The organism is Francisella marina (genome assembly GCF_008369785.1).
GTDB classification, from domain to species: Bacteria; Pseudomonadota; Gammaproteobacteria; order Francisellales; family Francisellaceae; genus Francisella; species Francisella salimarina.
The window spans coordinates 225,881-251,320 of sequence record NZ_CP043552.1; the positions used below are offsets into that span (position 1 = coordinate 225,881).

Below are 25,440 nucleotides of genomic sequence, written 5' to 3' on the forward strand. Positions count from 1 at the left end.
TTTTGAGCTTTAGATTAGTAATTGCGGAATATCAAATTTAACCGAAAATACCTATTAAGAATTAAGTAATTATGAATGTATTAATAACAGGTGGTAATGGCCAGTTAGGTTCTGAATTAAAAGAATTGGTATCTAATTCAGAATTAGAAACTCAAAATTACACATTTATATTTGCAGATAGTAAGTCGTTAGATATCACAGATCATAAAGCTGTTAAGCAATTTACTATTGATAATGACGTACGTTTTATAATTAATTGTGCTGCATATACGGCTGTGGATAAAGCTGAAACTGATATTGAAATGGCAGATAAAATAAATCATCTTGCTGTTGCAAATATTGCTAAAATTGCAAAAAAGTATGCTATTAAACTAGTGCATGTATCTACAGATTATGTTTTTGATGGTCATAACTATAGGCCGTATATTGAATCGGATGTTACAAACCCACAAGGTGTTTATGGTGTTACCAAGCTTGCTGGTGAACAAGCAGTTTTGGATATAAATCCTAAAGATTCAATAATTATTAGAACATCGTGGGTTTATTCGTACTATGGTAATAATTTTGTCAAAACAATGCTTCGTTTGGGTAGGGAGCGAGACTCTTTAGGTGTGATATATGATCAGGTTGGTACTCCTACCTATGCTAGAGACTTGGCTCATGCTATTTTAGATATAATTCCAATAATTCAAAATTCAAAAGTAGAAATTTATAATTATAGTAACGAGGGTGTGACTAGCTGGTATGATTTTGCTAAAGGAATTATGGATATTGCAAATATTGATTGTCAGGTTAATCCAATTGAAACTAAAGATTATCCAACACCTGCCAAGCGTCCACATTATAGTGTACTCAATAAGAGTAGAATAAAGTCCAATTTCAATATAGAAATACCGTATTGGAAAGATTCACTAAAAGATTGTATAAATAGATTACAGAAGGAATTATAAAATGTATAAAGCAAAAAACATATTGGTTACGGGAGCTGCTGGTTTTATAGGTAGTAACTATGTGCGTATGATGTTATCTCGATGTAATAATGTGAAAATAGTATCTTATGATAAGCTTACTTATGCTGGTAGCTTAGATAATCTGAATGATCTAGAAAATGAGCATAATCATACTTTTATCAAAGGTGATATATGTGATGAGACTTTAGTGTATGAAACTCTTAAGAATCATAATATTGAAACTATAGTGCATTTTGCAGCAGAATCCCATGTAGATAACTCAATTGCTAATCCTAAGGTATTTTTGGAGACTAATGTAATAGGTACATTTACACTTTTAAATTGTGCTAAAAGATACTGGTTGGATGAGTTAGGATTAGATGAAACTAATTGTAAGTTCCATCATGTATCTACAGATGAAGTGTATGGTACATTATCAAAAGATGATCCGGCATTCACAGAGACAAAGGCATATGAGCCTAACTCACCATATTCGGCATCTAAAGCAGGATCTGATCATATTGCTAGGGCATATCATCATACTTATAAATTACCAGTTACGATTTCAAACTGCTCAAATAACTATGGACCATATCAACATCCTGAGAAGCTAATACCAGTTGTAATTAATAGCTGTATTAACCAAAAGCCTATTCCGGTATATGGAGATGGTTCAAATATCCGTGACTGGCTGTATGTGGTAGATCATTGTGATGCTATACAAACGGTAGTTGAAAAGGGTGTGATAGGAGAAGTTTATAATATAGGTGGTATTAATGAGGTTGATAATCTGACACTTATAAATACTATATGTAAGCTGATGGATGAGTATAAGCCTGAGCATGCTCCACATAATAGGTTAATATCATTTGTAGAAGATAGAAAAGGACATGACTGGAGATATGCTATAGACAATAGCAAGATCCAAAGTGAGTTAGGTTGGAAACCATCTCAAGATTTTGAGAAAATGTTTAGAGAGACTATAGAGTTCTACTTATGATAAATGTAACCAAAACATATTTACCTAATATTGATAAATATAAGCAATATGTAGATCAGATATATGCTAGTGGACAGATTACGAATAATGGTCCTTTAGTGAGAGAACTTGAACATAGACTTGCTAACTATTTAGGAGTTAAAAATATAGTTTTGGTCTCTAATGGTACGGTAGCCTTAGAAATAGCATATAGAGCTTTAGGTATTAGAGATTTTGCTATAACTACACCATTTTCATTTGTGGCAACGACAAGTTCGTTAGTTGCTAATGGTATTAAGCCAATATTTGTTGATATTAATGAGAAAACATTTAATATTGATTCAAATAAAATAGTTGATCAAATAACCCCAAATACTACGGCTATTGTTGCTACGCAAGTATTTGGCAATCCTTGTGATGTTGAGATGATTGGTAAAATTGCTGAAGAGTATAATCTAAAAATAGTGTATGATGCTGCACATGCTTTTGATGTAAAGTTTAACGGTCAAAGTGTTCTAAACTATGGCGATATATCTACATTGAGTTTCCACGCCACTAAGCTTTTCCATACTATTGAAGGAGGAGCACTTATTACAAATGATGATGAGTTCGCCGAGAAAGCAAGATTTTTAATAAACTTTGGTATCAAAAATGCTGAAGAGATACCGCATCTTGGTACTAATGCAAAGATAAATGAGTTTGAGGCTGCAATGGGTCTGTGTGTGTTAGATGATATAGAGATTATTCATAATGCTAGGAAAGCTATTGCAGAAAAATACAAGTCAGATTTGCAGGGATTAGTTGAGTTTCAAGAGTTCAATTCTAGTGCTACGGAAAATTATAGTTACTTTCCAGTGTTATTTAAGTCAGAAGAAGAGCTTAAAAGAGTACAGCAGGCATTGAATAATCAGGATATTTTTCCTAGAAGATATTTTTATCCATCGTTAGATACTCTTAGCTATATAGAGCCAAAACAGTATATGCCAGTATCTAGAGATATATCAAAAAGAATTATGTGTTTGCCTATATTTGCTGGATTATCTGATAAGGTTCAAAAAAAGATAATCTACATAGTTAAGAGGGCAATAAGGTGAAAAATGGTTTTTATAATCAAGAAGAACTTGAACTCTTAGGGTTGGGCTCGTATGGAACCAATGTTTTAATTAGTCGTAAATCTTCTATATATGGAGCTTCGAGGATACATATTGGGGATAATGTGAGAGTGGATGATTTTTGTGTATTGTCTGCAGGTAAAGGAGGGATATATATCCATAGCTTTATTCACATAGGAGTATATAGTTCTCTGATAGGTGAAGGTAAGATAACTCTTAAAGATTACTGTAATATATCATCTAAAGTCTCGGTATATTCGAGTAATGACGACTATTCTGGTAGATATATGACTAATCCTTTGATACCTTCTCAATATACTAATGTTATGGTTGGAGATGTTATAATAGGCAAGCATGTTATAATAGGAACAAACGCTACTATTTTGCCAGCAGTTGTTTTGAATGATGGAGCATGCGTAGGTGCTTATAGTCTTATTAAAGATAGTTGTGAAGAGTTTGCTGTCTATTGTGGTGTTCCAGCCAAAAAAATTAAGTCCAGAAGTAAAGATCTTCTTGATAAGGAAAAACAGTTTTTAGTAAAGGTTAAGGCTATTTAAAAGGGTTTATCAGTATTATGTCTATAAAAAAATTATCTAGGCAGAGTGAGATTGTCAGTAAGTGGAAGTCAAATAATGTTTTGCTAAGTATATGTTGTATAACTTATAATCATGAAAAGTTTATTGCGGAAGCTCTCGATAGTTTTCTAATTCAAGAAACTAATTTTGCATATGAGATAGTTATCGGTGAGGATTGTAGTAGTGATAATACTTTGAAAATAATTAATTCCTATAGACAAAAATATCCTGATATTATTAAGCTTGTTACTGGTGAGTATAACGTTGGAGTAAGTGAGAATTTAAAAAGAACGCTTGCTAAGTGTGGAGGTGATTATATTGCATATTGTGAGGGAGATGACTACTGGACGGATCCTCATAAACTACAAAAGCAAGTTGATTTTTTAGAAAATAATTTCGAATATGTCATTTGTTATACTGATGTTAAAGCTATCGATGAAAATGGCGGCTCTATAGATGATTATGTTGGTGGTGCGGAATGTGACTTAGCTAGTATAGAGATGCTAAGAGGTGCTCCAATCAATACGCTTACTACGGTGTTTCGTAATGTTATTAAAGGATTTCCTCCGGAATTCAACTTTACGATGATCGCTGATATGTTTATTTGGTCATTACTTTCTGAATATGGTCAGGGTAAGTATTTAGAGGGAGTGAGTCCTTCTATTCATAGAAGGCATGGGGGCGGAGTACATTCGCTAGTGGGAGAAAAGCATAGGTCTTTAATGAATTTAACTCTTTTTAGCTCTCTATTAAAGTATCATTATCGTAAGGGATGCTCAGATGATCTAAAAAATTATTTTTTGGGTAAAATAGATACTTGCTTAAATGGAGTTACACTAGAAAAAATTTCGTCATCAAATAAAAAGGATGAGATTATCAAGAATAATGAAATCTTAATTAGAGAGAAGAGTAATGCTATTAAATATCTTGAAAAAGATTTATGTGACTATAAAGAGCAAGTAAATCGTATATATGATTCTTTAGGCTGGAAAATTACGAAGCCACTAAGAGTGGGAATTAGATTAATTCGAAGAATATTTTTTAAATAATATATCGATTTTTCTATGTTTAATTATCATACTTGAAAGCGTTTTTGACTTATATCCCTAATGGTTTTAATAAATATCTTTGTGATATAATTTTGGGGATTTATATTATTTATTTTTAGGAAGGAATTTGATACGTGTATCACATACGGAGTAATAGATATGGGTAGTAGTGGTAAAAGCTCGGTAGTTTTTAGTGTTTTGATAACTTTTTTTATATTTGCAATAACATTATCTATATATACTCCAATTTTTGAGACAAATGATGATGTTGGTTTATCGATGATTTCAGCTGGCTATGGAATAGCGGCAAACGCAACTCCAAATCTAACATTTTCTAATGCACTATATGGAGAAATACTGAATCATTTGCCAGTCATTGCGGGAATACTTCCATATTCATATATGACTTTTTTTGCTTTGTTTGTCGCTTCATATACACTGTTGGACTGTTTGAGTAAATTTAATGTTAGTCGCTCGATATCGTGTATTATAGTTTTAGTTATATTCGTTAGAGCAATATCAATGCCTCAGTTCACTGTTAATAGTGGATTGCTGGCTCTTGCTTCAGTACTATCCTTGTTGTCATACAATAAGGAGCCAAAACTCAAATATGCATTCTTATTTATAATATTGGCTTTTTATTCTTATCTTATTCGATATGAGGAGTTGTATTTTGTCTATTTGGTTGCTATTCCTTTTATTTTATCTAAAGAGCTTCTTAGTAAAAGCTCTTTAAAGCTATTTATGGTTTTATTAATTCTTTGCCTGTTTGCTAAGTATTTTGATAGTTTGCATTATTCAATGGTTTCGTTTGATAAGTTTAATGGGTTAAAGAAGTATCTATCTATTTTAATTGATTATGGTGGGGCATCATATTTAATTCAACATCCAGAATTATTAAAGAGCCATGGGTATTCTGTAAATGATATGAGTTTAATAAGAGCTTTTGTTTTTATAGATCCTTATGTGGTTAATCAAAGTCGACTACATGATTTACTAGTCTATTATACTCCAACTGCAAGAGTTCATGCTAATATCTGGTTGGGAGTAGAGGCAATTAGATCAATTTTCTCTGATAGTATGAGTTATTTGGTGATTTTTGGATTAAGTATAGTACCGTTCAGTAAGCATAAGTATAAATTGATTTTTTCATGGGTGATTTTTTCATGTTTAATTGCATTTTTGGGTATAGAGGGTAGACCATCTATTCTTCGGGTCTATTATGCTGTAATCTGCCTTTTAGCATTATTGCCACTAATTTCCTTGGATAATAAGAATATAAGAAATATATATTGCTGGATTATTTTGGTAATATCTTCAATTTTTATATATGGTATAAACTCCTATCTAGCATATTCAGCTATAGTTTTAGCTATAGTTTTTATGGTGATTGATATATTTAGAGGGACTAAAGTAGTCATAAATATAATTATAGTAGCCTTATTTTCATTAGTTATAGCAGTGTCTTATAATTATGAATTAAATCGTAGCTTAGTGGTCCAAGCCAACAATGCTCAAAACGATTATAAGCAACTGCCTAAAGGAATATATTATATATTTGGTGACTCATATCCATTTCAGTATATATATACTCCTCTTGATAATGATTTAGATATAACTCATATAAAACTAAACTCTTTTGGTGGTCTATATTATATGCCCGGAACAAATAGTTATAGCTACTCTAAGTCAGGAGAGAGTTTACATGATATGTTTAAAAGTTCTATTCCTGTGAAAATAATTGCAAATCAGATGTATGTTGATTTGTTAAGTAAATATTGTAGTGAACATTATAGCAAAAGTCTAGATGTACTAAAAACTAAGACATATAGCACTTTTACTACATATGTTTTAGTATGTAAATAAAATGTATAATTTTACCTTTGGGAAGAAAAAATGATTTCATTTAATAAACCACCTTATACAGGAGTAGAAGATAAATTTGTAATTCAGTCAATGAATACTGATAAGATTTCAGGCGATGGCCCATTTACTAAAAAATGTTCCACTTGGTTCGAAAAAAAACTCAACGTACCAAGAGCGTTATTAACTACATCATGTACGCATGCTTTGGAAATGGCTGCTATATTATTAGATATACAATTAGGGGATGAGGTTATAGTTCCTAGCTACACATTTGTATCAACTGCTAACGCTTTTGCGCTAAGAGGGGCGAAAATAATTTTTGTAGATATTCGACCAGACACTATGAATATTGATGAAACAAAAATTGAAAAAGCAATTACTTCTAAAACAAAAGCTATAGTTCCTGTTCATTATGCTGGAGTAGCATGTGAGATGGACATAATTATGGGTATTGCTAATAAGTATGGCCTATATGTTGTAGAAGATGCTGCTCAAGGGATGATGAGTACTTATAAAGGTAGGCCACTAGGAACTATTGGTCATATTGGTGCATACAGTTTTCATGAAACTAAAAATTATACAAGTGCTGGCGAGGGCGGTCTTTTAATAGTTAATAATAAAAATTTTTCTGAAAGAGCGGAAATAATTAGAGAAAAAGGAACAAATAGAAATCAATTTTTTCGAGGGATGGTTGATAAGTATTCTTGGGTTGATATTGGTAGTAGCTATCTTATGAATGATGTTAGTGCAGCATATCTCTGGGGTAATATTCAAAATGTAGACCATATTAATAGCAATAGGCTATTGGCATGGAAAACATATTATGATAGTTTACGACCTCTAGCTAATAAAGACTCCTTTGACTTACCTTCTGTTCCTGATGAATGCGTACATAATGGACATATGTTTTACATAAAAGTTAAAAATTTAAAGCAAAGGACTGAATTAATTAATTACTTGAAAGAAAATGGTGTTAGTGCAGTCTTCCATTATGTACCTTTACATTCATCGGAATTTGGGAGAAAAAATACAGTATTTTATGGAGAAGATATCTTTACTACTAAAGAAAGTGAAAGGTTGATTAGGTTGCCAATGTATTTTGGATTAACTATAAAAGATGTTAATCAGGTTTGTAATACTATCAAGGAGTATTTTAGTGCTATATAAATTATCTAGATATTCTATATCTATAATTTTGTCAGTATTGATTTTCACAGTGTTAATCAAGCTAAATTATAGCTATGAAACTACATCTTTCGGTTCTATTTTTGTTGGATTGGCTATAGGATTTCTCACACTCAAAAAAAGTGTTTTTTTAGATAAAAAGTTATTAGTAATTCTGATTGTATCTACTTTATCTATACCAATTCAAAAAATATTTTTGCATATATTCGGTTTTCAACTTAGATATGCTCAAATCACTACAGTATTATTTTGTTATGTTGTTTGCTTTTTTTTAAATAAGAATATAGTATTTTTACATTTTTTAATTGCAAAGATATTTAGATTAGGTGTGAAGTGCAACAAAATTATTATATCTAATAGCTCAAATATTAATAGTTGTTTGATGAAATCTATATGGATGATATCTGTTGCGATGGTATTGTTTATTGTTTTTTATATGATACCGCATAGAGGATTTGATTATACTGATACGGGATATGTTCTATATGATAATATTAATTTGATAAATGGTGTCATTCCAGGGCCTGGGTATGCTGGTATCTTGAATATTCCTTTATATTTGATTGGGTTAAATTATTATCTTGCGTATGAGATCTATTATTGTATAATTGCCATTATATCTATACTCTTGATTTTTTATGCTTTTGATAAGCATAAAAGTGTTATGTTACCAGTAACTATAGTCTTAGTTATAACTTGTATCCCTATATACATATTAAGTTATCAGCAAGCTCCTCAGTTTTTATTAATAATAGCGATAGCTTTATTATTAGTAGGTAATGAAAAGGGTGGTTACATTGTTACGTTTATAGCTGTTGTAACATTGAGCTTATCAAGCTTTTCAAACATAGCACTATTACCCGCATTAGCTTCAAATTTTTTTGCTTTATTTTTTATAAAAAAACATAAGAATATATTTATTGCTTTGTATATTCTTTTTTCTATAATGCTGGCATATTTATATTTTAATTCAAGCCTCAATATATTTTTCCATGGAGGACATACTGTTGAAGATAAAAGCTTTATATTATCGCAATGCTACTCATTATTTAATTTGATAGTAAGTGAAAATGGCTTTATATATCTTTTGTTAGTTTCAGTTGTTTATAGAGTATTTGCTCATAAACGTAAAATAAAGTCTTATATTTCTCTATATATATTCATTTTATTAAGTTCAGTGGTAGTATATTTGCAGTGGAGTAATACAACTCAGATGAAATGGTCATATGATAATTATATACCTGTATCATATTTCAGGCTTATTGAATACCAGATCTTTATTTTGTCTTTAATTTTATTATTTAAGAATAATTTTGAATCATACTTAAAGGTATTTATAGGCTTTTTAGTTACGGTGTTTATAGTTGGACTATGCGTGACATCTACAACTGAACCAGTTTTTCATCTTAGCTTTGTAGCAGCGGGATACATTTCCATTGCTGTTCTTATATCGTTATCATATGTGGATACTCTAGAAGATAAGTATAGAAGTATTGCTAAAACATTTGTTTGTTTATTATTCTTTTCTTTGGCATGTTTATCTTTTGTGATACAAATCAATTCTAACTATAATTCAAATCAAATGAGTGAAAATAGTTACTATATCGATAAAGGGTACCTTACTGGAGTATTTTCATCTGTAAATAAAGCTAACAGTTATAATGATATTTTAGAATTTTATGGTCAAGCAGCATGTAAAGGTAAAACTTTTGTCGCTATACCTGCTTTGCCTCTAGTCTATGATATCTTTGATAGGAGGGCATTTGGCGACCAAGCTTGGGTATCTCCAATTGTTGGTAATGAAGTTACTATAGAAAAAGTAACAGAATATATTAAAAAACAAAAACATTGGTGTGTGATTGTCGCTCCTGAGTATTGGGATTCGATATTTAGTCAGAATTATACCCAAGAACTTACAGCTTTTTTATCTAAAGAGTCTATTTGTAAAGAAAAGTTTTATGATGAAGATGGTGTTGGTAATACACCAAAGAGACTAGTGTTTTGTAGTAAATGATGCTTGTATTGTATAAAATCGTTTTAGAGCTGTTATAGTTGCTTAATATTTACTACAGCATACGATTTATTACTATTAACAAGAATAAGACTGATCTTATAGCTTTTTTCGATTATAGCTTTTAGATTAGCCTCGAATCCTGAGTATTCGATGTTATTTAAATTTTTAAATGCTTCTGCAACATCTGGTCTTTTTGAAGTTCGAGTTGAGTAAAAACTTGTCAGTTTGGTGTGTGGATTATATATCCTTATATAGTATTTAGTCTTTTTAGGATTTTCTGATTTGATAAAGGCCCAACCAGCAATAAAAGTTTCTTTTTCATACTTTTTATAAATATCTATGTTAGATAGGATATCATTTTTTGGAAGTTTCTCGTAATCATTTAAATTAAGCTGAACAGGGTGTGATATTTGATTATTAGAAAGTTTTATAATTATTAAGTTTTTAGTTTCTTTGATATATCCTTTGCTTGGATAGCTAGGCATCTTGATTGATATTTCTCTTGCTGCTGAAATCTGTTCTTTTGTTGGGTGTACAAACTCTTTACCTAGCCAAGTCATAAAATCAGTTGCTCTATTCTCGTCACCATAAGTAAAGATTGATCTGCTAAGAGTTTCTTCTTCGAAACTAAAAGGTTGTTTAATATTATCATGGGGACCGATAATAATTAATGGTTTTGTTTCTATATTGCTTCCTACTTTATCGACAGTATGGTTATAGATGTGGTTAGCTAAGTTAATATCGTATTCTTGACGCATTACATCACTATAAAATATTCTATTTATAAATTGGGCATTAAAGAAACTAGAAATTATAACTACTAAAAGAATGATTAATTTAATTTGAGCTTGCTTAAGTATATATGTTAAAAGCGTCCATAATCCTGCTAGCATTAAAGGGACTGCTATTAAAGAACGTAATGGTACAGGTGTTCCTAGAATGAATATTAATGTAAAAGGTAGAAAAGGAGTTAATATTATAAGAGTAAATAAGTGAAACCTTTTTTTGTATATAAAAAATACAATAAGCAGTAATAAAGGAATAATGCTTAATGTGAACATAAAATTGAAGCTAATATTTATATATGTATGGAAAAAATACATGATGGTTTTAAATATTGACATATAGTCATCTCTATTCCATGCATAGAAGCTTTCAAGATAATTAGATTTAGGTATATATAAATAGATGATTTTCATCAAAATTTCATATAACGTTAAAGCTAAGATTAAGATTGTAGCACTAGCAATAGCTTCTTTCACACAGCAGAAAATATTTCTGCATTTATGATTATCTACTTCACGAGTTAGTATAATGAATACAATAGCGGTTATATAGTATGCTACTAAAGCTTGATATATAGATATTGCTAAAAAAGTATAGATAAAGCAAAAGGCTAAATTTCTCTTTGCTTTAAGATTGAAGAAGTTAGATAAGTAGTATGCTGATAATGCAATAAATAAAATAGACAGAGAAATTGAAATATTAAATGTTGTAAATCTTAAGTAAAGGCAATACAAGGGGGATATAGAAAAAGTAAGCGAGAAAACAAATGACGATGTATCAGAATGCTTTTGGTTTTTACTTAAGATAGTAAGCCATGTTAGGTTTGATAAAAAAATTAGGATTATAGATATTAAATCATTCCAGAACGGTAATATTTCTTGGTTATCTAATAGATTTATAAAAGGGATTAATAGACGTCCTTCTTTAAACCAACTCTTAGTTAAAAATGTTGAAGATGCAAATGTTTGCGTCTCACTATCTATTGATAATGTCCAATGAGTTATAAAATAACCATAAGCTAATATATTAAAAAAGATTAGCCATAAAACAATAACCTTATTCTCTTCACAGAATTTTTTTAATTCAAAAAACAATATTGATTTCTCCTATTAAAAGACCAACCATTTAACTAACTTAAAGTTTAACAATGTTACAAATATTATTACGAAAATTTGAGATAGTATAATATCAAAACCAAAGTAGTTTACAAAGCAGTAAAGCATAAAAATGTTTATTATGTATGATACAACATATACAATAGAGTATTTAGATAATCCGGATAACTTAAGTTTTGTATTAAATACAAAAAGACCATTAAATATAAATCCTTCTACTATCCCTAGAGCATAACAAATAGAAGATGCAATAAGATAGTTAACACTAAGTTTTATAAGCACAACATATATCAAAAAAGTTATCAGTGTGTTTAATGCACCAAAAAATAAATACTTCAAAAACTGAGGTGATATTTTTTTAGTTGTCATTATTAAAGACTTTCTTCTCTATACATATCGCTAAAGGCCTTTGCTTTGTGTTTTCGTATATTCTCCAAGTATATGAGCCAATTATACCTAAGCCAAATAGATTCATAGCACCAAAAAATCCTACGGTCAAAAACGTTGTAGTATACCCTTCTACATTAATCACACCAAATAACTTCGATAAAAAAGTAAATGCTCCACATGTAGCAAAAATAAACATACCTAAGAAACCAACTCTGGTTAATAACTTCAAAGGCAAATCAGTAAAACTAAATACGCTATCCATCATATAGTTAACTTTTTTCTTAAAACTCCAAGCGGAAACCCCACTTTCACGTTCTAGCCTATTGTATTTAATAACCTTTCTTCGACAACCAAGCCAAAATATTTGTGCGATCAAAGATGAGTGTGACTCTTTTAGATTTAATAGCTGCTGTCTAAAAATATCATTACAGCTAAACATATCTACCCCACCTTCTGGCATATCTTTAACAACCATTTTACGGTACAGATACCAAAACATTACGGATGGTAGTCTACTAAAAATAGGGTCTTCTCTAGAATTTCTAGCAGCAACAACCACATCTACATTATCTTTTTCTAAGGATTCAAAAGAGTTTATAACTAATTCAGGGGGCTCTTGTAAGTCTGCTGCCATAACACTAAATAAAACACCTGTTGCATTTTCTAAGCCTGCTCTAATCGCTGCAAAAGAACCAAAGTTACGAGATAATAGAATTAGCCTAGCAAATAAAGATGTTTGAGGAAGCATTTTGGTTAAAAGATAATATGAGTTATCTGGACTACCATCAACTACAAACACAATTTCTACTCGCCCACTTATTTTATTAACCATAGTTTCTAAGGCTTTTAGTAATGCAGGTATATTACTTTCATTTTTATAAACAGGAATAATAATTGATTTAGTTATATTTTTTTCTAAGCTAGTCTCACTATTATGCATATTACTATACCCAATTATTCAGTACACTGACAATATGTTTTAATTGTTCTAACGACAAGTGTTGCCCTATAGGCAAACTAAGCACTTGATTATGAACTTGCTCACTAATAGGGTAACTATTATTTGCTAACTCGCTATAAGCATCTTGATGATGAGGTGCAATAGGGTAGTGAATAACTGTTTGAATACCATTATCTAATAGATATTTCTGTAACTCATCCCTATTTTCAGTTCTAATAACAAACACATGCCATACATGGTTTTGGTAACTTTGAATGTTTAATTGTGAGTTTTGAATTGGAAGAGTAATACAGGGACTGGAAATATTTTTAATATAAAAATCTGCAATCTGTCTTCGGAAGTCTGCATCTTTGTCGAGATGTCTTAGCTTAACTCTTAGCATAGCTGCTTGGATTTCATCTAATCTACTATTTGTACCTTTATATAGGTTTTTATATTTCTCATGGCTACCATAGTTTGCTAATGCTCTGATAGTGTCTGCCAAATCTTTGTCATTTGTTGTGACAGCTCCACCATCGCCTAGTGCACCTAAGTTTTTACCAGGATAAAAACTAAAACCACTAGCGTTGCCTAGATTACCAGATCTTTTTTCGCCAAAATAAGCACCATGTGACTGAGCAGAATCTTCGATAACTTTTAAATTATGCTTTTTAGCTATAGAATTTATCCTATCCATCTGACAAGTTTGACCATATAGATGCACAGGCATGATTGCTACTGTTTTATCTGTAATAGCAGATCCCACCTTGTCGGTATCTAATAGATAATCACCTAAGTTTGGTTCTACTAGTACTGGTACTAAATCATTAGCCGATACAGCTAAGATACTTGCGATATAAGTATTTGCAGGTACTATAATCTCATCACCAGACTTAAAAATACCTAGCTCCTTATACGCTCTGATAATAAGTATTAAGGCATCTAAGCCATTAGCAACCCCTACACAGTATTCTGTACCACAGTACTCTGCAAATTCTTTTTCAAAGTTTTCACATTCTGTACCACGAATATACCAGCCACTATCTATAACCCTGTTACAAGCATCTTTGAGTTCTTCTTGATACAAATTATTTATCTTTTTTAAATCTAAAAAATTAATCACTAACTAAACCACCTTAAAAACATCATATCTAAGCTTTAAAAAAACCACCTAATAGATAACTTCAAAACCATATAAATAACTATAATACAGACATAAGAAAAAAAATAAAACTTAAAAAATATCTATGTTCGACTTTTCTAACCTAGAACTCAATATATTTTAAATTTCTAAAAAAACATCTACTGTTCATAATATTATAAACAAACCATGACTAGAGATATTATATAATTAATAGTAAAATTAATATTGATATCAATTAAAAACTTAGTCCGGTTTAATCGTGATAAAGTAGAGGAATGCTAATGAAGTTATCAATAGTTACAACACTTTACAAGTCTGCAGCTTATATAGAAGAGTTTTATCGTAGAGTATCTCTTGAGGCTAAAAACATCACAGAAGATTACGAAATAATATTTGTAGATGATGGTAGCCCTGATAATAGTCTGCAAAAAACCATTCGTATTCAGAAAGAAGATGCCAAGGTTAAGGTTTTAGAACTGTCAAGAAATTTTGGTCATCATAAAGCTATACTAACAGGGCTAGCACATGCTAGAGGTCAGTTTGTATTTCTTATTGATAGTGACCTTGAAGAAGAGCCTGAACTATTAGGTAAATTCTGGAAAGAAATGCAAAGTAATAAAAACATAGATGTTGTATATGGTGTTCAAGAGTCTCGAAAAGGTAATTCTTTTGAGAAGTGGAGTGGAGACTTATTTTATAGCTTTTTTAATAAAATTAGTGATGTTAAAGTTCCTCGAAATGTTCTTACTTGCAGACTTACTACACAAGACTACAACAAAGCTCTTACTTCACACAAGGAAAGAGAGGTGTTCTTAGCTGGGCTATGGATTATAAGTGGGTTTAACCAAAAGCCCTTAGTCGTAAAGAAACATTCTCACAGTGAAACCACATATAGCTTAAGACATAAGTTTTCTATGCTTTTTAATTCATTAACATCATTTTCAAGCTTTCCATTAAAATTTATTTTTTATTTAGGATCATTTATAAGTATATTTTCTTTTATTTTTGCTGCCACAATTATTTTTAAAAAATTGTTTTTGGGTGTTCAGCTTGAGGGATGGAGTTCACTAATTGTTTCTTTATGGTTTTTAGGAGGAATAATAATATTCTCAATAGGTTTAGTTGGTATTTACATATCAAAACTATTTTCTGAGGTAAAGCAAAGACCTTATACTATTATCAGGAAAACATATAAACAATAATGGTTGGAGCAACTTTATTATGAAAAACTTAATTATTTTTGGAGTTGGAGAGCAAGCTGAGATGGCATACTATTACTTCTCTAATGATAGTGATTACAATGTTATAGCGTTTACTGCTGATAAAGAATATATAACTCAAAAGAAAATATTTAATCTACCAGTTATCAATTTTGATGAACTTGAAAGTAATTACCCTATAGATAAAGGCTATTATATATTTATAGCTATAGGATACAATAATCTAAATAAAATAAGGACTCAGAAATACCATTTATGTAAAAACAAAGGGTACAAAATAGCATCTTATATTAGTACTAAAGCAAATATATTTACAAAAAAAATTGGTGAGAATGTTTTTATTCTCGAAGATAATACTATTCAGCCATATGTAGAAATAGGTAATAATGTAACAATATGGAGTGGTAACCATATAGGACATCACTCAACACTAGAAGATAACTGTTTCATTACATCTCATGTTGTTATATCAGGAGGTTGCAAGGTGGGTTGTGACACATTTATAGGAGTGAATGCAACAATAAGAGATCATGTAATAATTGGGAAGTCTAATATTATAGGCGCAAGCTCTTTAATTTTAAAGAATACTGAAGATAATAAAGTGTATATGGAAAAGGCTACTGAAGTATCTCGAGTACCTAGTAACAGGTTAAGGAATATATAATAGAATGCAAAATTGGAAAAAAATAGGGAAAATATTTGAACCTTATAATAACTATGACTGGATGATTTCACATGCTTCGGTACCATTTGCTGAAAACATACAGAATGACTTATTTAAAATATATTTTAGCTGTAGAAACAAACAAAATGAATCATCTATTGGTTATGTAGTTATAAATATCAATAAACCTAATGAGATAATAGAAGTTTCAAAAGAACCTGTATTAGAAAGAGGTGAGCTAGGAGCATTTGATGATAGTGGTGTCATGGGGTGTTGTATATTAAACAATCAAGACAATAAATATCTATACTATATTGGATGGAACTTGGGAGTGACTGTACCTTTTCGTAACTCTATAGGTTTAGCAGTGAGCTCGGATGCTGGAGATACGTTTAAAAGGATGTTTAATGGTCCGATAATAGATAGATCAAGAGATGAACCTCACTTTGTAGCAAGTAACTGTGTTTTAAAAGATGAGGGGATATTTAAAATCTGGTATTTATCCTGTACTGAATGGATTAAGATCGATGAAAAAATAGTGCATAAATATCATATAAAATATGCAGAGTCGAAAGATGGTATTAATTGGGATAGAGAAGGCACTATAGCAATTGATTACAAAGATGAATATGAATATGCAATATCTGTTCCAAGAGTCATTAAAGAAGATGGTATATATAAGATGTGGTTTTCTTCTCGAGGAACAAAAGATATACCAACATATAGAATAAAATATGCAGAGTCGAAAGATGGTATTAATTGGATAAGAAAAGATGAAGATGTTTGTTTTGATGTGAGTGAAAGAGAATGGGACAGTGATATGCTATGCTACCCCTTTATATTTGATCATAACAATAAAAGGTATATGCTATATAATGGTAATGATTATGGTAAGACAGGTTTTGGCTTAGCTGTTTTGGAGAATGATTAAGTGAAAAAATTAGCAATACTTCAATCAAACTATATCCCATGGAAGGGTTATTTTGATCTTATAAACCAAGTTGATGAATTTATATTGTATGATGATATGCAATATACTCGCAGAGATTGGCGTAATAGAAATAAGATAAAAACTTTACAAGGCTTAAAATGGTTGACTATACCTGTTGATGTTAAAGGTAAATTTTTTCAGAAAATTAATGAAACGAAAGCATCGGATAGAAACTGGGCAAAAAATCATTGGCTACAAATAAAACAGAATTATTCAAAAGCAAAATATTTTAAAGATTACAAAGATGTTTTTGAGGAATTGTATCTAAATTGTAATAAAGAATATTTAAGTGAAATAAATTATAGGTTCATAGTTGCTATAAATAAAATACTTGGTATAAATACAAAAATAAGATGGTCTAGTGAGTTTGATCTGGTAGATGGACAAACAGAGCGACTTTTGGGAATTTGTAAAGATTGTAAAGCAGATATCTATATTAGTGGACCAGCCGCAAAAGATTATTTTGATGAAAGCCTAGCAAAAAAAGAAAATATACAAGTTGAGTGGATGGACTATAGCGGCTATCCAGAATATAGTCAGCTATATGGTGATTTTGAGCATGGAGTAACTGTTTTGGACTTGATATTTAATGAAGGAGTAAATGCTACTAACTTTATGAGGAGCTTTAAATGTTAAGGTTTATAATCAATAATCTATATATTTTTATGACAGTAGCATTTGCTGTATCAAGTCAGCTTATAATAAAATGGCAAATGTCATCAGTGAATCTTGATAGTCATATTACTGTCTTAGATAAGTTTATCTTTGCATTTAGTATGCTTTTTAAGCCTTATATAATTTTGTCCCTTATATTGACTTTACTGTCAGGTTTGAGTTGGATGATTGCTATGACAAAGTTTGAAATCAGCTATGCATATCCTTTTACAACTCTAGGCTTTGTACTGATATTGTTTTTCTCAAATATTTTGTTCCATGAGCCATTAACATGGCAAAAAATTGTTGGGGTTGTGTTAATTATTACAGGCTTAATAATATCAAGCAAAGGGTAAGTAATGGATAAAATTAGTCAAATTATACACTTTAAAACAATGGGCGATCACAGAGGAGCTCTAATCGCTTTAGAAGAAAATAGGCAAATACCATTTGATATCAAAAGAGTATTTTACATTTATGGTACACAAAAAGGCGTTCCTAGAGGTCAGCACTCTCACCACAAAACAAAACAGTTGCTAGTTGCTGTAAATGGAAGCTGTAAAGTGACATTAGATGATGGTAAAACCAAGCAAACTTTTTTGCTGGATTCTCCTAATATTGGTTTATTTCAAGATGCTTTAATTTGGGGTACTATGCATGATTTTAGTGACGACTGTGTTCTTCTTGTTTTTGCCAATGACTTTTATAATGAAGAGGATTATATTAGGAGTTATGATGACTTTTTAAAAGAGGTTAATAATGAATAATTTTATTCACCCACTTTCAGATGTTCAGTCTAAGAAGATAGGTGCTGACACAAAAATATGGCAGTTTGTGGTTGTTCTAAAGGGCGCTACTATTGGAGATAATTGTAATATATGTTCACACTGCTTGATTGAAAATGAAGTTGTGATAGGTAATAACGTTACTGTAAAGTCAGGAGTGCAAGTATGGGATGGTATAACCATAGAAAATGATGTGTTCATAGGCCCAAATGTAACATTCACTAATGACAAAATGCCAAGATCAAAACAGTATATTTCAGATTATCCAAAGACGATTGTGAAGCAGGGGGCTTCAATTGGTGCAAATAGCACAATTTTGCCTAGGGTTGTTGTTGGTGAAAACGTAATGATAGGAGCGGGTTCTGTTGTTACTAAAGATATTCCAGACAATGAGCTTTGGCTTGGAAATCCAGCTAAATTTTTTAAAAAAGTATAAAGTTGCATTCAAGCTTATAAGCATATTTAGGTTTTACTAAGATGTTTTTTTATAAAAAGTTGTGTGTTTGAATTAATGAGGTTATCCAATGCAAGGCATTCAAAATAGATTATATTTCCTTGATTATCTTAGAGTTTTCGCTTTTATAAGTGTATTGATAGGACATAAGTTTTATACAGAAATCTTTTATATGACGAGTAAATACCCAGCTTATCATATAACTGAGCAGTATATAATAAACATTATAAACTCACTTTTTTATGCTGGTGGAGCTGGAGTGATAGTATTTTTTATGATTTCTGGATATATCATTCTGCTTGTGGTAAATTTTGAAAGACCGGTAGAATTTATAATAAAAAGAATTTTTAGAATATATCCATTACTTATCGTTGCAATACTGTTACAAGTTATTTTAAAGTACTATGTAGATAATGAAACAATATCTATCAAGACTGTTATTATTCAAATGAGCCTCATGGGTGACTTTTTTAATATTCCTCCAGCATTGGGCGGAGTTGAATGGACATTAAGACTAGAAGTTATGTTTTATCTTTTAATAGCTGTAGTGCGTATCTTGAAAATCAATAATTCAGGTTATACTTTAATGCTTTTATTTATATCCATATGTGTTTTGTTAAGGTATATTTTGCCTGTATTTCCAAGTGGTGGATGGTCATCAGGGTATTTTAGTATTTACTTTCCTTTTCTACTTTTAGGATCTTCTATTTATCTATATGAAAAAAATAAAATAAACTTACTTGTTATGTTATTTTTTACTATATTTGTATTTCATAGCTATTTTTCAATGATTTACCTTTATAAAAGCTTCTATTTAAATACTAATTTTGCAATAGTAGGGTATATGGTTTTTATGTTCATGTGGCTAGTAAGAGAAAAACTAACAGCGTCACTACTTAATAACGTCATTTTAAAAGTTTCTGTGCTGACATATTCTATATATCTTTTTCATGACTATTTGTGGGATTATATATATAGCGTGATGTTACACCTAAATATTGATATTAAGATTTTTGTTGTTCCTATACTGTTTGTGTTTTGTATTATTATGAACAAGGCTGTAGAAAATCCAATGAATAAGATGGGAAAAATGATATTAAAAAAATATAAGGATTAGATATATAAAAGGAGCATTTTTTTGTTAAAATGCTGTGGAATAAATCTGAACACGGTTGAAAGTGATGAGTGGAAATCAATTAGCGTTAAAAGTTTTCCCTATGGGGAGTAAAAGAAGAGAGTATTTAGCTAAGATTTATAGAAAAGTTAAATTCATAAATACAATTGAGTCAGATAGGCAAGGATTTTTTGGAGGCCGTAAGAAATTTGATAGAAATAAGGAAACTATTGTATTAGTTACTCATCAGACTTCTTCTACGGGAGCACCTTTGTTAGGTTTAAACATTGGAAAAAAGCTTAGTGAAAAATATAACTTAATAAACTATATTATGCTAGCGAAAGAACTTAATGACTCTTTTGTGGATGATTGTTTTTTATTGATTGAAGAGAGGGGAAGAAGCTCGCTTGAGATATTAAGAAAAATAATAAAATATTATGATATAAAAGTAGTTATAGGGAATTCTATAATTACGCACTCAGTAATCTATGGTGCTAATTCTCTAGGCTTAGCTACAATATCTTTGATACATGAATTCGCTGATTATATATATCCTAGATCTAATATATTAGATAATATAATAGTCTCTGATAAAGTAATATTGCCAGCAGAAATTATTTTAGATTCCATTATTGATGAGTTAAAAGTTACAAAAGGTTCTAGTATTATTCCTCAAAACATCTCTATACAGCCTCAAGGAAAGCTTCCGTATTTTCCAGATGCAAATGGAAAAACTTATTCTATAGAAAACATATATAAGCGGTTAGGAATAAATAGTGGATCACAGTACAAGGTGATTGTTGCCGCGGGAACTATAGATATTAGAAAAGGCGTTGACCTATTTATATCAGTGGCTCGATATATTAAAAAAATATCATCATTAAATTATAAGTTTGTCTGGGTTGGTGAGCGAGTTGGTGGTAATGCTGCATTTGATCAAGTATTTTTTGAAAGACAGTTAAAGCAATTTAACTTGCAGAATGAGTTCATATTTCTGAATCATCAACAGAGTTTAGATAATATTTTTTCGATCGCAGATTTATTCTGTATGTCATCTCGTTTAGATCCATTTCCAAATGTTGTTATAGATGCATTAGAAGCAGACTTGCCTATAGCATGTTTTAAGGGTGCTTCAGGGTGTGTAAAATTTTTAGAGGATAATAATGCAGACTGTGTTCTAGCTAGTTACTTAGATACCTACGAATTAGCTGAAAAAATAGTATATAGGTTAGAAGATAGTTCTTATAAAAAAGAGTTTGTTAATTCTACTCTGGTTTCGAGAGCCTTATCATTTGATAAGTATGTTGATTTTTTGGATAGAAAAATTGAAGAGGCTTATGCTTTTAATAAGCAAAATCTACAAGTTTATTCAAATCTTAAAAAAGCTTCTTTTTTTGATGAGAGTTTTGCTGGAGTAGGTACGACAGATGCGCCTTCACTGTATCACTCGATATTGCTTTCTAGAAAGGGGCTAGTCAATTTTACAACAAACCCTAAGCCTGGGTTCTCCAATCTTAAGTGGATCTTGGAAAACTGTTGCGGGGACTGTACTGTTCCTATGGAACAGGCGATTGCAAAAGGCATAGATTCGACACATAATTGCCATATACTTTCAGGGAAGGTTAACGAAGATATAAAGTTAAGGATTGCTGTGCATTTACACTTATATTATATTGATTTATCTGATGAATTTGTTGAATATTTTAAACATCTTCCAGTTCAATATGACTTGTATATTACAATAGTAAAGAGTGAGAATGTTGCTCAAGTTGAAAAATCTTTTAAAGGCTGTGGTGCTGCAAATATTAAGGTAATTATAGTTGAGAATATTGGTAGAGATGTAGCTCCTATGATCTTTGACTTAAAGCCATATATTGCTGATAATAATTATGATGTAATAGGGCATTTTCATAGTAAAAAATCTTTAGATACAAATAATGATATGGGAGATCATTGGAGAAGGTATTTATTAGACAATTTGATTGGCACAAGTACTAAGAATGCTACAGAAATTTTAAGTATATTTAATAACAAAGATGTTGGTTTAGTTTTTGCTGAAGATAGACATTACATAGATATAGGTAAAAACAGAAGCTTTCTTAACTCGCTTTGTAATATTATTGGAATGGAAATAGTAGAGAACACACCTCTATTTCCTCTTGGTAATATGTACTGGGCTAGAGTTGATGCTATCAAACAGTTATTCTTTTTGAAAAAAGAGGATATATTGCAAAAGGAGCCTTTACCGTATGATGGTAGTTATATGCATGCAATCGAGAGAATAACTCCCTGTTTAGTAGAAAATAATGGCTACTTATATAAAACTGTATACCAGAATGGAACACTATGGTAGTTAGTGTTTCTTTAAGAAAAAAAATTAGAAACTTTGGGAATAGTATAGTGTTAAAAAAGATTTTAGAAAAAGTTCTTCCAGTAGATACACGTAGGAGACAGTTTGTTGGTAATACTTATCGTAAATTCATAAAAAGTAACAGGGTTGATGATATAACGGCTCAATTTCAAAGCGGCAAAAAAAAATATGACCCTTCAAAAGAAACAATAATTATTGTTTCTCATGTTAGTTCTGCTACAGGAGCTCCACTACTTGGTTTAAATATTGGTAAATCAATGAGTCAGTATTTTAATGTAATACATTATATAATGCTTAAATCAGATATACATACATCATTTTTTGATGATAGCTTTTTGGTTGTCGAAGAAGTCTATAACAGGCCTGACTTGTCCATACAAATGATTAATGAACTTGATTTAAGTTATAAGATAAAAACGGTATTGTGCAATTCTATTGTTACATATCCAATATTAAGTATAGCTAGAGATTTAAAGATACCAACACTTTCTCTCATTCATGAGTTTACAGGCTATGTTGTCCCTGCAAGTGTTATGAGAGATACTTTGGTTGCTGCAGATAGGGTTGTGATCCCCGCAAAAATAATAGAAAAATCTATATTGGATTATCTTAGAACTCAAGAAGTAATATCTACAAAACCAAATAATATTTTAATTCAACCACAGGGAAAGCTTCCATATATTCCTCAAACATATGGAGAGAATGATAACAAATATCAAGTGTTAGATAAAATTGGCGTGCATGATAGTCAAAATTGTAAGATAATTGTTGGAGCTGGCTCTATTGATATAAGAAAAGGAGTCGATTTATTTATATCTTTGGCAAGGTATATTAAAAAATATTACAAAGGTAAATGTAAATTTGTTTGGGTTGGAGATGGTCTTAAAAATAATGATTATGCATATTCATTTTGGCTAGAGAGAGAAATTGCCTTATATGAGCTTGAAGAAGATTTTGTTTTTTTAAAACATCAGCAGAGCCTGGATGTAGTATTTTCTGTAGCTGATATGTATTGTTTAACTTCTAGGATGGATCCTTTTCCAAATATAGGTATTGATGCATTAGAAGCTGACTTACCAATAGCTTGTTTTGGTGATGCAACAGGAACAGTAGAGTTTTTGGAGAAGTATAAGGCTAACTATATTGTGGCTGACTATTTAGATACACATCATTTAGGGCTGAAAATTGCTAAATACTTGAGTGAAAAAGCTGTCAGTACTAATGTTAATTCTAGTTTAGTGAAAGATTATTTGAGCTTTGATAGGTATATTGATTTCCTTCTGAATGTTATAGATCAGTGCGTTACTGATAATAAACAAAGTTTGAAAATATTAGAGCTATTAGAGAGTTCTGAGGATTATGATCCAAAATATATAGGATTATCAGATCAGAAGTCTTCTTCAGCATATTTTTATACACTGGCACACAAAAAAGGATTGCATAGATTAACTTCTAATCCAAAACCAGGATTCTCAAATCTTAAGTGGCTTGTTGATAATAGAGATGGAAAGACATCTGTTCCATTGTATGAGGCAATCATTAAAAATATAAATGCAACACATAAATGTGTTGAGGTGCCTTATGTTAATCCAAAGATTATTCCTTACAAGATTGCTGTCCATCTGCACTTATTTTATATAGACCTAGTTGATGAGTTTAGTAATTATTTTAAAATGTTGCCTAAAGGATATCATTTATATGTAACAATAGTTGATTCTTCACAGTTAAAGCTTGTGAAAGAAAAATTTGCTAATTCAGGACCTGGGTTAGTTGAAGTTATTATCGTAGACAATATTGGTAGAGATGTTGCTCCATTAATTTTTGATCTAAAGAGTCATCTGATAGAAGATAATTATTATGAAATAATAGGGCACTTTCATAGTAAAAAGACTATTTCAGCTTCTGATGATCTTGGAGCTAAATGGAGAGCATATATATTAGATAATTTGATTGGAGACAGTCAAGAAATTGCTAACTCAGTGCTAGGAATATTTAATGATGAAAAAGTCGGACTTGTATTTCCTGAAGATAAAACATATGTTGATATTGGTGAAAATAAAAGTTTTATTAATGATCTGTGTCAAAAAATTGGTATGAATCAAGTCAATGAGACACCTATATTTCCATTAGGAAATATGTTTTGGGCAAGAACTAATGCTATTAAAGACCTATTTTACTTTGATAAGACAGATATTCTTGAGCAAGAACCTCTACCAAGAGATGGTAGTTATATGCATGCTATTGAAAGATTAACTCCTGCCCTTGTTGAGAAAAATGGGTATAATTATGTTACAGTGTATAAAAGTGGAACATCATGGTAGTTGGGAATGGTCAGTTAGCACAAGCATTCTATAAGTATAAAGATAATGACAGCATCGTTGTTTTTGCTAGTGGAGTCTCTAACTCTAGCTGTACTGAGCAAAAAGAATTTGATAGAGAAAGAAAGCTTCTTGAAACTATACTTAAAGATAATTCTGATAAAAAGTTTATATATTTTAGTAGTTGTGCATTATCTGCTGATGAGTATCCTAAAAACTCTTATTATGCACATAAAATACAGATGGAAAGTATTATAAAGGAGCTTTCTGATAAATATTTTATCATTAGGCTTCCGCAACTTTTTGGAAATCTAAAATTACATAATACTTTAATAAATTATATTTATCATGCTATTAAGAGTAATAATATAATCAATGTGTATTCAGAAGCATATAGATATGTTATTGAGATAGAAGATGTTAGGAGGTTTGTTAATTCATATTTGGCAAATGGTACATTATGTTCTACTATTGATCTTGCTAATCCATATAGATATAAGGTTTTGGATATTGTAGAGATTTTTGAAAATCTTCTTAACAGAAGAGCTAACATTACTATCATACATAAACAAGATAAATATATTTTAGATTTAAGTGAGCTTAATAGTTATATCGAAGCAAATGATGTAAATATAGAATTTGGAGAAGATTATCTAAAAAATAAACTTCATGAAAAAATAAAAAATATAAATGGCGTATAGAGTAAAACCAGCGAGTTATTTAATCTTATTGTATTTATGATTATAATGTCTAGCATGTAGTTA

Annotated in this window: 23 protein-coding genes; 19 read left to right on the forward strand and 4 right to left on the reverse strand. The window is 30.5% G+C overall.

What is annotated here, in order from left to right; all coding sequences use genetic code 11:
- Positions 1 to 71 precede the first annotated feature (71 nt).
- The 8 genes from rfbD to F0R75_RS01205 all read left to right on the forward strand — a co-directional run bounded on the left by rfbD (position 72) and on the right by F0R75_RS01205 (position 9,730).
- Positions 72 to 950 carry a dTDP-4-dehydrorhamnose reductase gene (gene rfbD, locus F0R75_RS01170; RefSeq protein WP_149368639.1) on the forward strand — a complete coding sequence of 293 codons (879 nt, stop codon included), beginning with the start codon at positions 72 to 74 and terminating at the stop codon, positions 948 to 950.
- 1 nt (position 951) lies between these two features.
- On the forward strand, positions 952 to 1,950 hold the full coding sequence (gene rfbB, locus F0R75_RS01175; RefSeq protein WP_149368638.1) for a dTDP-glucose 4,6-dehydratase: 999 nt from the start codon (positions 952 to 954) through the stop codon (positions 1,948 to 1,950).
- Positions 1,947 to 3,023 carry a DegT/DnrJ/EryC1/StrS family aminotransferase gene (locus F0R75_RS01180; protein ID WP_149368637.1) on the forward strand — a complete coding sequence of 359 codons (1,077 nt, stop codon included), beginning with the start codon at positions 1,947 to 1,949 and terminating at the stop codon, positions 3,021 to 3,023. The genes rfbB and F0R75_RS01180 overlap by 4 nt, the downstream gene beginning before the upstream one ends.
- Positions 3,020 to 3,598 carry an acyltransferase gene (locus F0R75_RS01185; protein ID WP_149368636.1) on the forward strand — a complete coding sequence of 193 codons (579 nt, stop codon included), beginning with the start codon at positions 3,020 to 3,022 and terminating at the stop codon, positions 3,596 to 3,598. The genes F0R75_RS01180 and F0R75_RS01185 overlap by 4 nt, the downstream gene beginning before the upstream one ends.
- Before the next feature lie 17 nt (positions 3,599 to 3,615).
- Complete coding sequence (locus F0R75_RS01190; RefSeq protein WP_013922618.1) at positions 3,616 to 4,665, forward strand: glycosyltransferase; 1,050 nt, start codon at positions 3,616 to 3,618, stop codon at positions 4,663 to 4,665.
- Between the two features lie 159 nt (positions 4,666 to 4,824).
- Complete coding sequence (locus F0R75_RS01195) at positions 4,825 to 6,531, forward strand: hypothetical protein (protein ID WP_149368635.1); 1,707 nt, start codon at positions 4,825 to 4,827, stop codon at positions 6,529 to 6,531.
- A gap of 30 nt (positions 6,532 to 6,561) precedes the next feature.
- Positions 6,562 to 7,698, forward strand: coding sequence for a dTDP-4-amino-4,6-dideoxygalactose transaminase (gene rffA / locus F0R75_RS01200; RefSeq protein WP_149368634.1), 1,137 nt, complete (start codon positions 6,562 to 6,564; stop codon positions 7,696 to 7,698).
- A 400-nt stretch (positions 7,699 to 8,098) separates the two neighbouring features.
- The gene (locus F0R75_RS01205) at positions 8,099 to 9,730 is read left to right on the forward strand and encodes a YfhO family protein (protein WP_149377175.1); all 1,632 of its coding nucleotides are present in this window, start codon (positions 8,099 to 8,101) and stop codon (positions 9,728 to 9,730) included.
- Positions 9,731 to 9,762: 32 nt separating this feature from the next.
- Here F0R75_RS01205 and F0R75_RS01210 read toward each other — a convergent pair whose 3' ends face one another.
- From F0R75_RS01210 to F0R75_RS01225, 4 genes are read right to left on the reverse strand one after another with little or no spacing between them, the layout of a single operon-like run.
- On the reverse strand, positions 9,763 to 11,610 hold the full coding sequence (locus F0R75_RS01210; RefSeq protein ID WP_187985969.1) for a glucosyltransferase domain-containing protein: 1,848 nt from the start codon (positions 11,608 to 11,610) through the stop codon (positions 9,763 to 9,765).
- A gap of 15 nt (positions 11,611 to 11,625) precedes the next feature.
- The gene (locus F0R75_RS01215) at positions 11,626 to 12,000 is read right to left on the reverse strand and encodes a GtrA family protein (protein ID WP_041263673.1); all 375 of its coding nucleotides are present in this window, start codon (positions 11,998 to 12,000) and stop codon (positions 11,626 to 11,628) included.
- Positions 11,990 to 12,961 carry a glycosyltransferase family 2 protein gene (locus F0R75_RS01220; RefSeq protein ID WP_149368631.1) on the reverse strand — a complete coding sequence of 324 codons (972 nt, stop codon included), beginning with the start codon at positions 12,959 to 12,961 and terminating at the stop codon, positions 11,990 to 11,992. Before F0R75_RS01220 ends, F0R75_RS01215 begins: the two co-directional genes overlap by 11 nt.
- A 4-nt stretch (positions 12,962 to 12,965) precedes the next feature.
- The gene (locus F0R75_RS01225; protein WP_149368630.1) at positions 12,966 to 14,084 is read right to left on the reverse strand and encodes a DegT/DnrJ/EryC1/StrS family aminotransferase; all 1,119 of its coding nucleotides are present in this window, start codon (positions 14,082 to 14,084) and stop codon (positions 12,966 to 12,968) included.
- Between the two features lie 302 nt (positions 14,085 to 14,386).
- On the opposite strand from F0R75_RS01225, the gene F0R75_RS01230 reads away from it, so the two are divergent.
- The 11 genes from F0R75_RS01230 to F0R75_RS01280 all read left to right on the forward strand — a co-directional run bounded on the left by F0R75_RS01230 (position 14,387) and on the right by F0R75_RS01280 (position 25,377).
- Complete coding sequence (locus tag F0R75_RS01230) at positions 14,387 to 15,307, forward strand: glycosyltransferase family 2 protein (RefSeq protein ID WP_013922626.1); 921 nt, start codon at positions 14,387 to 14,389, stop codon at positions 15,305 to 15,307.
- A gap of 19 nt (positions 15,308 to 15,326) precedes the next feature.
- Positions 15,327 to 15,989, forward strand: coding sequence for an acetyltransferase (locus F0R75_RS01235; RefSeq protein WP_149368629.1), 663 nt, complete (start codon positions 15,327 to 15,329; stop codon positions 15,987 to 15,989).
- A gap of 4 nt (positions 15,990 to 15,993) precedes the next feature.
- Positions 15,994 to 16,920, forward strand: a complete 927-nt coding sequence (locus tag F0R75_RS01240; RefSeq protein ID WP_149368628.1) for a glycoside hydrolase family protein — start codon at positions 15,994 to 15,996, stop codon at positions 16,918 to 16,920.
- The gene (locus F0R75_RS01245) at positions 16,921 to 17,616 is read left to right on the forward strand and encodes a WbqC family protein (RefSeq protein ID WP_013922629.1); all 696 of its coding nucleotides are present in this window, start codon (positions 16,921 to 16,923) and stop codon (positions 17,614 to 17,616) included.
- Positions 17,610 to 17,990: an SMR family transporter gene (locus F0R75_RS01250; protein WP_013922630.1), complete on the forward strand. Its 381-nt coding sequence runs from the start codon at positions 17,610 to 17,612 to the stop codon at positions 17,988 to 17,990. The genes F0R75_RS01245 and F0R75_RS01250 overlap by 7 nt, the downstream gene beginning before the upstream one ends.
- A 3-nt stretch (positions 17,991 to 17,993) precedes the next feature.
- Positions 17,994 to 18,401 (forward strand): sugar 3,4-ketoisomerase, encoded by a 408-nt coding sequence (locus F0R75_RS01255; protein WP_013922631.1) that lies wholly within the window; start codon positions 17,994 to 17,996, stop codon positions 18,399 to 18,401.
- Positions 18,394 to 18,855 (forward strand): acyltransferase, encoded by a 462-nt coding sequence (locus tag F0R75_RS01260; RefSeq protein WP_149377176.1) that lies wholly within the window; start codon positions 18,394 to 18,396, stop codon positions 18,853 to 18,855. The genes F0R75_RS01255 and F0R75_RS01260 overlap by 8 nt, the downstream gene beginning before the upstream one ends.
- Positions 18,856 to 18,943: 88 nt before the next feature.
- A complete protein-coding gene (locus F0R75_RS01265) occupies positions 18,944 to 19,990 on the forward strand; it encodes an acyltransferase family protein (protein WP_149368627.1) in 1,047 nt (348 codons plus the stop codon).
- Between the two features lie 64 nt (positions 19,991 to 20,054).
- On the forward strand, positions 20,055 to 22,340 hold the full coding sequence (locus tag F0R75_RS01270; RefSeq protein WP_246145963.1) for a rhamnan synthesis F family protein: 2,286 nt from the start codon (positions 20,055 to 20,057) through the stop codon (positions 22,338 to 22,340).
- A 47-nt stretch (positions 22,341 to 22,387) separates the two neighbouring features.
- Positions 22,388 to 24,679 carry a rhamnan synthesis F family protein gene (locus tag F0R75_RS01275; protein WP_149377177.1) on the forward strand — a complete coding sequence of 764 codons (2,292 nt, stop codon included), beginning with the start codon at positions 22,388 to 22,390 and terminating at the stop codon, positions 24,677 to 24,679.
- Positions 24,673 to 25,377: a Rossmann-fold NAD(P)-binding domain-containing protein gene (locus tag F0R75_RS01280; protein WP_149368625.1), complete on the forward strand. Its 705-nt coding sequence runs from the start codon at positions 24,673 to 24,675 to the stop codon at positions 25,375 to 25,377. The genes F0R75_RS01275 and F0R75_RS01280 overlap by 7 nt, the downstream gene beginning before the upstream one ends.
- Positions 25,378 to 25,440 lie beyond the last annotated feature (63 nt).